Source organism: Flavobacterium sp. GL_143 (genome assembly GCF_057834355.1).
Genome location: NZ_CM174401.1, coordinates 4,214,510 through 4,229,329, shown reverse-complemented (window position 1 = coordinate 4,229,329; position 14,820 = coordinate 4,214,510). Strand labels below are relative to the sequence as shown.

The window sequence follows — 14,820 nt, the reverse complement described above, 5'->3', positions numbered from 1 at the left end:
TTATATATACTATAAGATTTACTTTGTAGTTGCGAACATCATTATCAATTTATCACCAAGATAAAAATTTAAGGTTTGCTCTGCTACATCAAAACGTAGCTCTTTATTATCTAAAAGAGAAAGTACTTTTTGTTCAATTTTAGAAGTTTTTTCATCAAGACATGCCATTCTTGTTGATCCTAAATTACCAAACTGAATTTGATCGTTACCTTTAAGTGTATAAGTTCCGAAGAAGTTGTTACATCCAGAATTTCCGCTCACTTTTTTAGTAGTTGGATCAAATTTAATTGAAGCTCTTCCGTAATCCTGCCCTACATTTTCAAGCATGATTAATTTCCAATTGTTTTTAGCAATAAAGCTCCAAACATCATTTTGTGTAGGAATAGTAAATTCCATAATGATTTTGTTTTTAGAGTTTTTAAACTGCACTTTATTTTTTTTCTGTACAATTTTAAACTTTTGATCTTGTATAGCTTTAGTAAACTCTTGTTCTAATTTCATGTTCGCTTCATCACAAGCCATTAAAGTTCCTATTGATGAACCAATTTGAATTTGATTTTTTGAAGCAAGTTTAGTGTATTTTGCACTAAATCTGTTACATCCGCTTTTTCCGCTAATTGTTCCTGTAGCTGAGTCGATTGTCAAATACACATTTCCTGTAGATATTGTTTTACCATTTAAACGGGTTAATGTCATTTTAGTATCATAAATACCTTTAGCAGTTTTGGCAGCTGTTACAGGTGTTTTAGAGATAATACTTTTTAGTTTGTACGTATAAATAGATGCGTCTGCAGGAACAATCCCTTCACGTTTTGTTCTGATTACAGTAATCTCGTATTTATTTCCTTTTTCAAAATCAAAACCTTCAATGCCATTATAAAAAAGTTGATAGTCTTTTTCATTGTCATATCTTACTTGTAAGCACTCCATAGGACCTACACCTTGACAAGGTACTTTATTCTCTTTTACAAACATTTTCAGGGTCTCTTGTCCATAAGTAAATGATGAAACTAGTGTTACCATCATCAAAACAAACATGCATTTTAAATTTTTCATTCTTTTTAAATTTTGTAATACTTCAATAAGTATTGATTATTCTATGTTTTGGTTCTTTTGCATTAACTGTGCCATTTTGAAATATTTTTAAGATTTTAAAATATTTTTAAGATTTTATGGAAATTAAAATGATGACTAAATTGTCTATCTATTATAGACAATAATTTGTTTTGTAGGGACTTATAAAATTATTAAATAAATAGATTTAAGCTGACGATTATTTCATTTTTTTTTCTGCCAACTAGAAAAAATATCTTGATTATAAAAGAAGATTTTATAGAATAATATTTTTTTAGGATGTTTTAAGCCCATAGCGAAGAGCTAGACAGGAGCAAGAAATGCCGTTATAATATAATTTTGCAACAGAATATTTTATAAATTTAAACACATTGACAAGAGATATTCATTATTTTATTTTAATAAATATTCTCAAAAAATAACTTTAGGTTCGATTTTTGTTTTTACATATCTATTATTAATCTAATAAAATTTGAAATCATGAAAATATTGAAACATTTATTTATAGGAATAGCATTTCTTACGATTAGTTTTTCATCTGCTCAAGTATCAGTTAATGTTAATATTGGTACTCCACCAGCATGGGGACCTGTAGGATATACAGATGTACGCTATTATTATTTGCCAGATTTGGAAATGTACTACGATATAAATGCATCTAATTACATTTATATTAGTAACGGAAAATGGATAAGAGCAAAATATCTTCCTAGAAACTATAGAAATTATGATCTTTATAACGAATATAAAGTTGTTCTTACGGATTACAGAGGAAATTCACCATATGACAATTATAGAACTCATAAAGAAAAATATGGTAAAGGTTATAAAGGTAAACCACAAAAAACCATTGGTCAAAAACCAGGTAAAGGGAATAACAAAGAACATAAGAATAATGGTAATGGTAATAATGGGAATGGGAAAGGACACGGTAATGGAAAACATTAAATCATAAAAAAAGGGTTACTCTAAAAATTGAGTAACCCTTTTTTTTATTTATAGAATGATATATTTTTACAACCTTACATAGGCTGCTACTTGCACTATATTATTTACAGTATTATTGCTTTTGCCAAGAACATACTGATTCATGTAACCTGCTTCAAGATCAAATTTTGGGCTTAATCTCCAACCCAATGCCAGATAGGCTCTGTTTTGGTCAAAAAAACTATCGTTTGGAGCATTTTGTACATTCAAGAAAACTTCATTTTGTAATGCTAAGAAAGCTCCTTTGGTAAAATTGTCTGTTTTAGAGAGCGGAAAGATAGAACGTGTAAAATAACGTAAACGCTGTGCAAACTCATAACTGTCGGTTACAAGCTCATTTTGCTCAATTATTGCTTGTCCCATAAAACGCTGTTCTAGTCTAAAACGATGTTGCAAAGTAACTGGACGATTAGCTAGTGTGAATTTTTGATTGAAAATAAATTGTTCCCATATTCTGTGCTCAGGTACCCAACCATCAATATCCATAACGCTTCTGTTATTTCCTATATAAGCATATCCTACTGTAGCAATCATATTATCTTTTATATGATAATTTAAACCTGGGCGTATAATATAAGATTGAAGATTTTTTAGTTCATCTGTAGATCTTGCTTGTCCATCAAAATGAAGACTGAATTTATCATTAAGTTTATAAGTAAAAAATACGGCACTCCATCCGGTAAATGTGTTTTGTGTTTGTGCGTTTACAGTTGTACTTAGGAATAGAATTGTTATGCTAATTAAGCTAATGAGAGGTAATCTAGAAATCATTTTTTAATAAATTATATAAGGGAATTGCTAATTTATATAATTTATAATATAGTTCTGTTCCCAGCATTGTTAATTCTCATTTTATTTATGAAAATCATATTTTTTCTAAGTTATTTTTTGCTAAAAAATGTTAAAGCAATTTCAATAATCCATTTGTTTGATTTTTGAGGGGCATGAAGATTAAATTATTTTCCCTAGCAATAATCTATAAAATTGGGTATTAAATAATTATAGTATATATTTCTAATTCTATTTAATTAGCAGTAAACTTTATTTCTGCTTATTAAAAAAACAGATAAATTTCCGTTTAATTATTTATTGGTTTCGAGTAATGGCAAAGTAAATTTAAAGGTACTTCCTTTCCCCGCTTCGCTTTCGGTCCAGATTTCACCTTGATGCATTTTTATAAATTCACTACAAAGTAAAAGTCCGAGTCCGCTTCCGGTTTCGTTTTCTGTTCCTTTCTGGGTGACAATTTCGTTGATCTTAAATAATTTTCCTTTTATGTTATCAGGAATTCCAATACCATTGTCTGTGATAGAAATTTCAGCCTTTTTAGGAGTTTTTTGAATTTTGACAATAATTTCTCCGCTTTTTTTTGTAAATTTAATAGCGTTACTTAGTAAGTTACGTACGATGGTATCTATCATATTTTTGTCTGCATCGACTTCAATAAGTTCAGTAGATTCAAATGAAAGAGTGATATTTTTATTTAATGCTAAATTTTTATTTAGTTCTACGTTTTCTTTAATTAATGTGTTTAATGCAATTTTTTCAGGACTGTATTCTATCATTCCTGTTTGTACTTGCGACCAATCTAAGAGATTTTCTAGTAGTTTGTAACTGTTTTTATTCGATTGATGTAACATTTCTATGATTTCCTTAATTTCGTCTTGACTATATTCTTCAATGTTTTTAGTCAATATTTTCGAAAGCCTGAACGACGATCCTAATGGTCCTCTTAAGTCATGTGCTATTATAGAAAAAAACTGGTTCCTATCTTTTAGAAGTTTACGGATTCTAAGATCTTGTTTTTCCTTCACTAATAATAAAAATCCAACTGTACCAATAAGAGTAAGCAAAAACAAACTAATGTTATACAAAGAGTCAAAAATATTATGGGAGAAAAAATCCTGTTGTGGATTATGATAATTGTTGATTGCTCTCATAACAACCAGAACTTCAAATGTTGCATAGCATAGCACGTAGAAAGTCCTAAAAAAGGTATATCTCTTTTCTGTAAAATAACTAATTGTAGGAGGTAAATAAATGGCAAATACTGCCAAAGACATAATTATAATGCGAGTATTGATTGTGCTCCCTAATAATACTGCGATGTTAAAAACTATTGCAGTAACAATAGTTATCCCTATTTGAAGCTTATAGGACTTTTTTTCTTCAGATTTAAGCATCGATAGCATTGCTATCGTTTCATAACAACAAGAAGCTAAAATGATTGTATTGGCTACATTTATAGAGATAAAATCGGGGACTATAGTCCTTAAAGCAATCAGGATCCAACCTATTGATAGTAAAAATTTTCCATATCCTAATTTTTGTATTATTTGCCTGTTCTCGCTGGTAGCATACGAAATAGAATAGCTAAAAATAAGAATGCAGATAAAAAAGTTTGCCCAAAAGTAAAGATGGAAAACAGTTTTAGAATCTAACAATAAAAGTTCGGACATTGTAGGGTTTCGTTTATTTAAAAAACTGATTGTCAAATATACAAATTATGGTAATAATCGAATGCTATTTTATAGTGAACTCGTTGTCTTTTTTGTAAAAAAGTAAATGGATAATAAGTTAAAATGCAAAGAATCGTTCGCTGAGTTTTATGATAATTAGTTTTCTATAAATACAATAAATATTATAATTAAATGTTTGTTTTAATTAAGAGTTAATGAGATTAATTTAATACAGAAAAGTCATGAAAAGGATATTGTTTTTAATAATTATAATTTGTGTTTCTCTAAAGGGATATGCACAGGACGAACTTAATGGTAAATTTAAACCGATTCCTCCAAAAGATTCGAAAATTAAAGAAGTTATTCCTCCAAAAGAAATTAAACCAAAAGTTGATCCGCCAGTAATTGTAGAGAAACCAGATCCTTTACAAATTAATCCTGAGGAACTTTTTAAGGATGGTAATTTATATAAAAAAGATGCTAATGTAGAAGGTATATTTTATAGACGAAACCAGTTTTTAGGAAGTTTTAAAACAAAATCATTTACATCTACAATACGTTATCGCGATGCAGCTTTTGTAGATGGCGATAAAATAAAAGTATATTTAAATGATAAAATAGTTGTCCCTGAAGTGAGTTTGAATGGAGATTTTCAGGAATTTAAAATAGAACTAGTACCAGGGATTAATAAAATTGATTTTGAAGCTTTAAATGAAGGTTTTGCTTCGCCAAATACAGCCGAGTTTCAGGTTTATGATGATAAAGGAGCTGTAATTGAGTCAAGCCAATGGAATGTTGGTACAGGTTATAAAGCTACAATTGTATTAGTTAAAGAATAAAAGCTGTATTTTTCTAATCACTTTCCTCCTGTTTCGTATAAAAAGAGATTAATTATAAGTATCCATTGATAAAGAATCTATGTAAAAAGTTTAGGACTAAATATATTATATTTACGTTTTAAACGGAAGTTACTTACTATGGAAGATTTTTTAATTGGTATTGGAAAAAGACTAAAAGAAATAAGAAAAAAAAATGCCTTAACTATAAACGAAGTTGCCAATAGAGCTGGAGTTAGTAATGGTTTGGTTTCCAGAATCGAAAATGGCAGAACAATTCCTTCATTACCAGTTTTAATAGAGTTGATTCAATCTTTGAATACCGATGTAAGTTATTTTTTTGAAGGTGTCGAAAACACTAAAAATGCCAAATACATCCATATAAAGAAAACCGATTATCAAAAAATAGAAAAGGAAGACAGAGCAGAAACTAAAGGGTTTAATTACTATCATATTTTTAGCAAAAGCATTAATTCTATTGGTTTTGAAGCTGTAATATTAGAAGTTGAACCAAACTGCAAGCGAGAAAAAGTTATAACCGATGCCTGGGAATTTAAATATATTATAAAAGGCAGTGTTACCTATATTATTGATGATGTAGAAGTTATTGTTAATGAGGGAGATTCTTTATGTTTTAACGGAAGACACCCACATGTTCCCGAAAATCGAACTCAGGAAAATTGTGTAATGTTAGTGCTTTATTTCTACTCAGAAAGTAATAGCTAAATTTTAAAATAAGTGGTAGGGAATTTAACCGCAAAGGGCGCAAAGTTTTTCGCAAAGTTAAATAATCCTAGCTTTGCGAACTTTGCGGTTAAGTAAAAATTTAAAAAGGCTACCTCCAAAATGGAGATAACCTTTCAAAAAAAAACAAAAAACACTATTTATATTAGTTTGCTGCAGGAAGCCAAGAGCGTCCATCTAGTGACCAAGCTGAATTAATTGGCACACCAAACCATTCAAGCGAAGAATAAGCTATATCTACCATTTTTGGAACAACTTTTTCAGCAGTACTTCCGCATTTTAAAGAAGCTGTACTTGAAACCCAAGTTGGATTGTTTGCAAAAGGAATTGAAATAGCATTAGAACTAGAATCTATAAAAACGTTTCCAGAACCCGTATTTCCTTTCCAGTATCCTATAAGGTTAGCATAATCCGGATGTGAACTTGTTATAGATGAACAGGTATAGTTTAAGATTGCAGCTTCGGATAAAGCCTTATTCCATACACGTACTTCGGCAATATTCCCGTTTACATTTGCAGGATAAGCCAATGTTCCGTCCTGACCAATTGCAAAAGGTAATCCTGAGGTTAAACTTCCAAATCCGTTAATAATAGTTGCCTGTCCCACAAATGCACCATCCTGATATGTTTTAACCAATTTTGCTGCACGATCAACTACTAAAGTTAGATGATGCCATTTTCCATCTTTAATTACTCCTCCTGATATATCAACACGATTTTGAGTATCACCAATATTTACTTTCCAGCTACCACCAGTATTTGCCGAAATTACAAATCCACGATTTTTACCACTAGCCCAGTTTTTATTTGAAACCAGAGACGGATCACTTGTATAACCCGAAGTTTTAACTCGACACTCAATTGTAAAGCTTGAAGTACCAAAATTATAAAGTGCATTATTTGTACTCGCATAAATTGCATTGGAATTAAAATTTGCAAATGATCCAGTTATTGATGTTGTCACATCTGCTGCTTTTTCAATTTTATTGGCTGCAAAGTTTTTATTATTGAAAATTGTAAAAATATTTCTTTCTTCGTAAGATGAACCGCCATGAGATCCGCTAGAACCCGTTACTATTCCGCCATGATCAGGTGCAATGATAACCAACCAATCTTCATTGGCATAATTAGGTCTATTCTTTAAGGCTGTCAGGATTTCTCCAATATAAGCATCCGTAGTTTCTATTGAGGCTTTGTATTGAGGAACATTTAAAGAGAATCCGTTGCTGTGTCCTGCATGATCTACATCATCAAAATGCATGAATAACGCATCTGGATTATCATTTGTAAGTGCACTTACTACTTCGTTTTTTACAGCTAGATCGGTTGTAAGAGTTTTTTCAACATCAATTCCATCAACAATATAAGTGTTAATTGGAGCCCAGTGTACTATAGACATGGTTTTTAACGTAGAATTATACGTTTCAAGACGTTTTAAAAAACTTGGATATGTTGTAAAATTAGGAGTCAAAAAAGAATTATCGGTAACCTTATGTTTTAAATGTGTAACCCCACTTAGCATTGTAGACCAGCCGTTTCCGCTCCAAGTTGGAGATTCTGTTAAGGCATCGAGACTATAAACCGAGTTACTGAGTAAGCCATGTACATTTGGCGTGTTTGCTCCCATTAAGGCATCTCCTCTACAGCCGTCAATACCTATAATAAGTAACTTTTTTACTCCGCCAGTTAATTTTGTAGTTTTTACTGATTTTGCATTTGCAGCTAAATTTACTGGTTCTTCTTGTAAAGATTCTTTAGTACAGGAAATGGTCAAAAACATACCTGCAAGAATGGTAACATAACTAAACTTTAAAAATTTTTTCATTTTATTTAATTGTTTTAGGGGTTACTATATTAATTACTGTGTGAAACTCTTTTTAGCTACAACAAGTTTTACTTAATTAAAAATGCTGTATAATGAAGCCAAAGAGGGTAATATATAATCTGGTTTTGCATTTTCTAATTGTTCTCTCGTTTGTGCCCCCGATAAAACTCCAATGGTAATCCCGCATTCAGCATTTTTCCCTTCATTGATGTCTATTGCCGAATCTCCAGCTTTTAATACTTTTGAGGCAGCTGTAATTTCAAACAATTGCATTGCTTTAATTATCATATCAGGATAAGGTCGTCCGCGCTCAACATCATCAGCAGTTATTAAAGCATCGTATTGTTCGCCTTTTTTCCAGTTTAATTTTTCTAGTAAAACATTGGCTACTTTACTGTTATATCCTGTATTTAGGACTATTTTTATGCCGTCTTTTTTAAGATTACTAAGTGTTTTTTCTACACCATCAATTGGAGAAACTGGAGCAGTAAGATATTCCTGGTCTAATAGTTCTTTAAAATATTCAAATATTGTTTTGGCTTTTTCTTCATCTATATTGTTTATATGTGCCAAAATATCTTTTATTGCCTGATATTTTTCTTTCCCTGCTCCTATTAATAAAACCAGTTCCAGAGAAACATCAATACCAAATTTGTTAATGGATTTATGTAAAGATTTATAAACTATATTTTGCTCATTAATTGTTGTTCCTGCCATATCAAAAACAACCATTTCAATTTCATTAATTTTCATTTTGTGTGTATTATTTGTTTTTCTAAACATTTTATATTTTCAATGCTATCTGACTCTTTGTCGAAGGAACGCGGATTATGCGGATTCGCTAAGGCGAAAACACGGATTAAACGGATTTTCTTTTGATTATTTTTAAATCAGTTTTAATCCGCGGCTTTACTTTTGTAAATCCGTATCATCCGCGTTCCATTATAGACAATTCAAGTTTGCAATACTTAATTTTTCTTAATCTCTTAATGGTTCATTTTTTTATCTGTGCGATATTTTTTCTCGCAGATTATGCAGATCAAGCAGATTTTTAATATTTTTATCATTACTGATTAAGAAGCAATACTTAATTTTCTTAATCTCTTAATGGTTCATTTTTTTTAAATCTGTGCGATATTTTTTCTCGCAGATTATGCAGATCAAGCAGATTTTTAATATTTTTATCATTACTGATTAAGAAGCGAGACTTAATTTTTCTTAACCTCTTAATGGTTCAATAAAGGGATAGCTTAAGCATTGAAAATTTTATCGATATTGTGCTTTGCAAATCCTGCACTTCCTGTCATTCCTTTCCCTCCTATTCCTGTTATGATATGAATGTTTTTGCCAATAGTATGTTCAAAAATATCTTTGGTTTTGCATTGAGAATACATTCCAAACCATCTGCTTTGGATTTCGTAAGTAGGCAAATCAATAATTTTTTTAGCTTCCTCAATCATAAAATTATCTATGTCCATATTCAAATCAAATCCTAGTGTATCTATCTCTTTTGCACTAGCGTATTCATGTGAATCTCCTAGAATTACCGAACCATCCATAGCTTGTTTAAATAAGATATGAACGCCATATTTTTTCTCAAAACTATTAGGGTCTTCTTTAGCTTTGATTGCTTGATACGATGGGCATTCCTCAAAAGATTCGTATCTTCTTATCGTTAATCCCGTTAAGATCGAGCCATCTAATTTATAATTGTTTTGAGGTTTTGTTTGCAACATCTGTAGCTTAGAAACTATCAAATCACTATTATTATAAATTTCCGGATATAATATTTTAAAGTCACTTCCGTTACAAATAATGATTTTAGAAGCCTTATATTCTATTCCTAATGAAGTAGTTGCAACCACTTCATTAGTGTGATCCTCAGTAGCGACAACCGTAGTATTCGTGTATAAATCTAATCCTAAATGAGCTATCATATATTCATGAAGCTTATGAATCATTGTATTGGGCTCGACCGTAACTTCCTGAGGAAAAAACAAACCGCCTTTGCAATAATCAGAACGTAATCCTGGGTATTTAGATAAACATTGGCTTTTAGTCAGTAATTCTGATTCGTAATCATTGGCAGCGTTAATTTGGCACAACTCTTCTATAAGTTGCATTTCTTCCTCATTTGAAGCTAAATATACCGTTCCGTTTCGGCGTAGATTGATATCGAATTTATCCTGAATTTCGTTGTATATTTTTAGACTTTTTTTACCGAAATTCTGCCATTTTCGGTCCATTCCCGATGGAACTACCTGACCAAAGTTTCTTACTGTTGCTCCTTCTGGTTTAGTGTTTTTTTCGAGTATAGCAACCGACATTCCTTTTCTCAAGGCATGGTAGGCATGAAATGTGCCTAAAACCCCTGATCCTACTATGATTAAATCATATTTATCTTTCATGTGTGTTTGTTTTATTTTTATATAGATGTGCTGCTTTTATTTAAGAATATAAAGGAGCAACAATGATTTTGAATGTTTTTTTGAATTTGCGTTTAAAGTAATTATAGGACAATACCGTTGTTAATATCCCTATAAATGACAAGAGATAAATACAAGTGGTAAAAAAGCTAAGCAGAGAAATATCCTTGTTACCAAAATTTTTAAATAGCAAGACTAAGACACTTCCTAAGTAGCCAAAAGCATCGGCTATATAAATCAAGAATCCTGCATTTCCCTTTATTTTATAGGTTGCTATCATCCTTTCAAAAAATAAACCGTTGAAAGGAATATAACATACATACATCCCGAAACCTGATGCTATCATCCACGGTAATGGTGTTATCATATTTTTTTGGAATAAAAATGTAGTTACTCCAATAAGTAATGAACCTAAAAACAATACCAAATGATAATTTTTGAATGCTTTGTAGTTGTTTTTCATACTTCCTAAAAAGCCTAGAATCACAAGAACTGATATTGCAATTGGAATTTCTGAGTACATATAAATAGAAATACTTTCTTTATAGCCCAAAGTATCCCATAATTCTCTGGCAAAATTATCTCTGAATTCCCGCATTGCGGTAAGCATTGCATAGAAAATTATTATAATAGTTAATGGAAAAGCAAATTGGTTGAATAATAAAATGCGCTCTTTTCTTTTTAATGGTTTTCGTTTAGAACGTAAGGCTAAATCCTCTGTTGTTGGATTTGGAATTTTTTCCAGAAAAAGAGAAAATATTATTAACGGAATAATAAAAATTAGACCTGATACAAAAGGCATCCAAAATTCATTGCAACCTAAAACTTTCAGAACAAATAAACCCACAGATTTTGCTGCGCCAGAAGAAACTATAAAACTAGAACATAATATCACACCAAGTAATTCAGTTACTTTTCGACCTTCAATATAAGAGAAAACAATTCCCCAGATCATTCCTAATGGCAATCCGTTTATAAATAAAAACAAGATGTTATATGGAGCTGGTGTTACTGCAAACCCAAGTAATGCCAACTCAGATATTAGTATAAAACCAATAAGATAAAAGGTTCTTTTGGACGATTTTAATTCGGATATGATTTTAATTCCTAAAAATTTAGAACATGTATAACCTAAAACCTGTGCTAAAATAAGTAGTATTTTATAATCAATTCCCCAAAAGGATAAATTATCAAATGTTGCTACTGTAAAAGGCTTTCTGAACGCATACATACAAAAGTAGGTGCCAAAAGCAGCTATTGATGTTTTTAAAATAAATCGAAAATTGGATGCTTTTTTTGACATTAGTTCATTGTTATTAGAGTAAGAAATGATAAAAAATATTTAAGATTTTTGACTAACGTTTTTTGATTGCAGATGTGTGAAATTCTATAAAATGAATATCCTTAATTATTCATTCATGCAAATTCAAAAAGCGTTAGTCAGTACTCAAAAATCTTTTAATTTAAAATCTCATTGGTTAACATAATGTTGTCTATAAATTATATTTAAGACCTAAATTGAATCTTGCTCCATAATATTCTACTTGCTTTGGTCTGTTTGGAGTTTCACCAAAATGATACATCAACGGTTCATTTAAGATGTTATTTACATCTGTAAAAATTGTAAAATGCTCACCAATTCTATACGATGCAGAGAAGTCAAGAGAATTGTATTTTCCATAATAAATATCATTCATGTCTGTGTTTTTTGCATTGGCATCAAACCCAATTGCATATGCACCTTTATGATTAAATGCTGCTCGGGCATTAAAACCTCCTTTTTCGTAGAACAACTGTATATTATATAACTCTTTGGCTTGGTATGGAGTTGAAACTTTTCTTCCGTTAGGATTATTTGTATTATCTCCCAAGGTCATTTCAGAGTTCATTAATGTTGCATTTATCTGAGTTCCAAAATATTTTAAGAATCCAGGTAAGAAACTAAAACGTTTTGTGATTCCGAATTCGATTCCGCCAATCCACGCATTTCCACCATTTGTAGGAGAACTGATTTCTATATTAGGAATTCCATTTATTGTACCTTGATACGTATCATCAAAAATTGGATCGGTGATTGATTTGTAAAACACTCCAGCGTTGATTACCCCTACTTCATCCAGGAAATATTCTCCCAATAAATCAAAGTTCCAAGAATAGGTTGGATTTAAATTTGGGTTACCACCTGCATATTCACCATCAATTGTATTTAATGAACCTGCTGGCGAAATATCTCCAAAATTTGGTCTGGCAAATGTTCTTGTAGTTGCAAAACGAAGATTTAAATTCTCAATTGGAGTATATTTTAAATGAAGCATCGGAAGTACAGATGTATAACTTTTTGTGTTTTTAGCATCAACAACAACATTGTTTTCAACTGTTTTACCTGTAACTTGTGTAATGGTATTAGTTACTCGAACTCCTCCTAAAACTGTTAATTTATCAGATATTGAGTAAGTTGACATTGCGTATGCAGATGAAGTAGTTTCGCCTACATTAAAGTTTCTTCCTAATCCTTTTCCTAATTCTGGAATTTGAGAATCTGCAGGGTTTAAAACCAAATTACCTTGTGAAGAATTATATAAATTGTTCATTCCGTTGGCAGACAAAACCGGACCAAAACTATTTCCTATATTAGTTCCAATTTCTTTTCTTAAATAATCTGTTCCGCCAGGCTGATTAATTAAATCCTGACTATAGTCTGATAAAAATGGTGTTGGTGATCCTGTCCAATTATAATATTCATCTCTAAAAGTTGCAATACGATCTTTGTCAGTTAGTTTTACACCAAATTTAATTTTAAGATCTTCATTAAAAATGTGCTCATAGTTTGCAGCAGCAATAATATTGTCTCTCTCCGTAATGCTTATTTTATACAACTCCAAAGTAGAAAACTTCATTTTTGTAGGATCGGTTTTAAAATTTGGATCAGAATAGAAATCAAATATCGATTTTGGATTATTGGGATCCAGCATTCCTCCATCTGCTGCCCAATATGCTCTTGGCCCTCCTGCTCCACCACTGGCTAGTGGTACTGTATTAAAGTATTCTGGTTTAACGCCAACTCCAGTTTGATTGAACTGAATTAAAAAATAACTATTGTTTTCTGCAGTTGGTATGTTACCATATTTAAAACTATTTCTATAAGAAGCCAAACTCCAATCTAAATTTCCATTTGTTAGTTGATGTTTTCCTCCTAAATCAATACCTATAAATTGTGTAATTAATTCATTGTGAATATCTTGTTGTTCAACAGTTAAAGCATTTGTAGCAGAGTTAAATTTATCAAATCTAATGCGGTGTTTGTAATGAGTTTCTTTATCAGAAAGTCCTCCATAAGTTGCTTTCAAGAATATTTTATCTCTGGATGATGGGTTAAATTCCATAGCACCATTTAAACCTGTAGTTTTTCTAACTCCTGTATAATCTCTTAATTCTAAGCGATAAACACCTTGATCTCCATTTCTTCTTGCTTCATAATTATCTGTAGCCCAGTTTCTGTCCCAATAAGTAGCGTTTATAATGTATCCAAATTTTCCATTTTTACTTTTATCACCAATAGTAAGCGAACCACTATAGATTCCCTTATCCGATTTTTGATTGTATCCACTGAAAACACTTACTTTAAATGTTTTTTTGGTTGGTGCAGTTTGTGTGGTAAAATTTACGCTTCCGCCAATGGCATCCCCATCCATATCGGGCGTGATTGCTTTTGTAGCTTCAACATAAGCGATAAGGTCTGATGGAAAAAAATCAAATGCTGTGGCTCTGGAAGTAGTTTCTTCTTCGGCTGTTGGAATTCTGTTTCCGTTTATTGTAGTTGATGACCAAAAAGGTGGTAAACCTCTCACGGAAACGAAACGCCCTTCACCCTGATCTTTTTCGATAGAAACTCCCGACATACGTTGTACCGTTTCGGCAGCATTACGATCTGGTAACTTTCCTATTCCATCAGCAGCAATTACATTTACGATACTCATAGATTTTTTTTGCATATTTAGTGCTCTTGCTTCGCTATTGCGAAGACTCATTCCGCTTACTACAACTTCATTCAATTCTTTTGAATTTGTCTTTAAAGAAATGATCCCTAAATTCAATCGCTGATTATCTTTTATTTCAATTTTAATAATTTTTACTTCATAACCTATATAAGAAATTTGCAATTCTAAGCTTCCAGATCTTACATCATTAATAGTAAACTCTCCGCTAAAATCGGTTGTAGCATTTTGTTTATTAGATAATGTAATAGTTGCTCCAGGTAATGGAGATTGTGCATCTGTAACCGTTCCGCTAATTGTTGCTTTTTGTGCAGTAATTTTTTGCGCTAGTAGTGTAATCGAAAAGATAATAAATACCTTGTATATTGTTTTCATAATTCAAATGTTTACAAATATTAAATTTTACTATGCAAATAAACATTCAATTTTATAAATAGTAAAAAAAATGATTTTATCTAATTGTTAAAAAAATGA

The 14,820-nt window shown here is 31.0% G+C and carries 11 protein-coding genes; 3 read left to right on the top strand and 8 right to left on the bottom strand.

Annotated elements, in window-relative coordinates; all coding sequences use genetic code 11:
• Positions 1 to 18: 18 nt before the first annotated feature.
• Positions 19 to 1,056 carry an META domain-containing protein gene (locus tag AC3IPI_RS17885; protein WP_489154631.1) on the bottom strand — a complete coding sequence of 346 codons (1,038 nt, stop codon included), beginning with the start codon at positions 1,054 to 1,056 and terminating at the stop codon, positions 19 to 21.
• Positions 1,057 to 1,554: 498 nt separating this feature from the next.
• On the opposite strand from AC3IPI_RS17885, the gene AC3IPI_RS17880 reads away from it, so the two are divergent.
• The gene (locus AC3IPI_RS17880) at positions 1,555 to 2,022 is read left to right on the top strand and encodes a hypothetical protein (protein ID WP_039119736.1); all 468 of its coding nucleotides are present in this window, start codon (positions 1,555 to 1,557) and stop codon (positions 2,020 to 2,022) included.
• Positions 2,023 to 2,088: 66 nt separating this feature from the next.
• On the opposite strand, the gene AC3IPI_RS17875 is transcribed toward AC3IPI_RS17880, so the two are convergent.
• Entirely contained in the window at positions 2,089 to 2,832 is a 744-nt protein-coding gene (locus AC3IPI_RS17875; RefSeq protein ID WP_489154628.1) for a DUF2490 domain-containing protein, read from the bottom strand.
• Between the two features lie 311 nt (positions 2,833 to 3,143).
• Positions 3,144 to 4,520, bottom strand: a complete 1,377-nt coding sequence (locus AC3IPI_RS17870) for a sensor histidine kinase (RefSeq protein WP_489154626.1) — start codon at positions 4,518 to 4,520, stop codon at positions 3,144 to 3,146.
• Between the two features lie 242 nt (positions 4,521 to 4,762).
• Here AC3IPI_RS17870 and AC3IPI_RS17865 point away from each other — a divergent pair, with 242 nt between their 5' ends.
• The gene (locus AC3IPI_RS17865; protein ID WP_039112100.1) at positions 4,763 to 5,359 is read left to right on the top strand and encodes a hypothetical protein; all 597 of its coding nucleotides are present in this window, start codon (positions 4,763 to 4,765) and stop codon (positions 5,357 to 5,359) included.
• Between the two features lie 138 nt (positions 5,360 to 5,497).
• Positions 5,498 to 6,082, top strand: coding sequence for a helix-turn-helix domain-containing protein (locus tag AC3IPI_RS17860; RefSeq protein ID WP_489154624.1), 585 nt, complete (start codon positions 5,498 to 5,500; stop codon positions 6,080 to 6,082).
• Positions 6,083 to 6,245: 163 nt separating this feature from the next.
• Here the strand turns inward: AC3IPI_RS17860 and AC3IPI_RS17855 are convergent, their stop codons facing one another.
• From AC3IPI_RS17855 to AC3IPI_RS17835, 5 genes are all read right to left on the bottom strand, one after another.
• Positions 6,246 to 7,925, bottom strand: coding sequence for a DUF4983 domain-containing protein (locus AC3IPI_RS17855; RefSeq protein ID WP_489154622.1), 1,680 nt, complete (start codon positions 7,923 to 7,925; stop codon positions 6,246 to 6,248).
• A gap of 72 nt (positions 7,926 to 7,997) precedes the next feature.
• Positions 7,998 to 8,678 carry a phosphonatase-like hydrolase gene (locus AC3IPI_RS17850; RefSeq protein ID WP_489154620.1) on the bottom strand — a complete coding sequence of 227 codons (681 nt, stop codon included), beginning with the start codon at positions 8,676 to 8,678 and terminating at the stop codon, positions 7,998 to 8,000.
• Positions 8,679 to 9,175: 497 nt separating this feature from the next.
• Positions 9,176 to 10,333, bottom strand: a complete 1,158-nt coding sequence (locus tag AC3IPI_RS17845) for a TIGR03364 family FAD-dependent oxidoreductase (protein ID WP_489154618.1) — start codon at positions 10,331 to 10,333, stop codon at positions 9,176 to 9,178.
• Between the two features lie 40 nt (positions 10,334 to 10,373).
• Positions 10,374 to 11,654, bottom strand: coding sequence for a DUF5690 family protein (locus tag AC3IPI_RS17840; RefSeq protein ID WP_117615801.1), 1,281 nt, complete (start codon positions 11,652 to 11,654; stop codon positions 10,374 to 10,376).
• Positions 11,655 to 11,844: 190 nt separating this feature from the next.
• Positions 11,845 to 14,721, bottom strand: coding sequence for a TonB-dependent receptor (locus AC3IPI_RS17835; protein WP_489154616.1), 2,877 nt, complete (start codon positions 14,719 to 14,721; stop codon positions 11,845 to 11,847).
• Between the last annotated feature and the right edge of the window lie 99 nt (positions 14,722 to 14,820).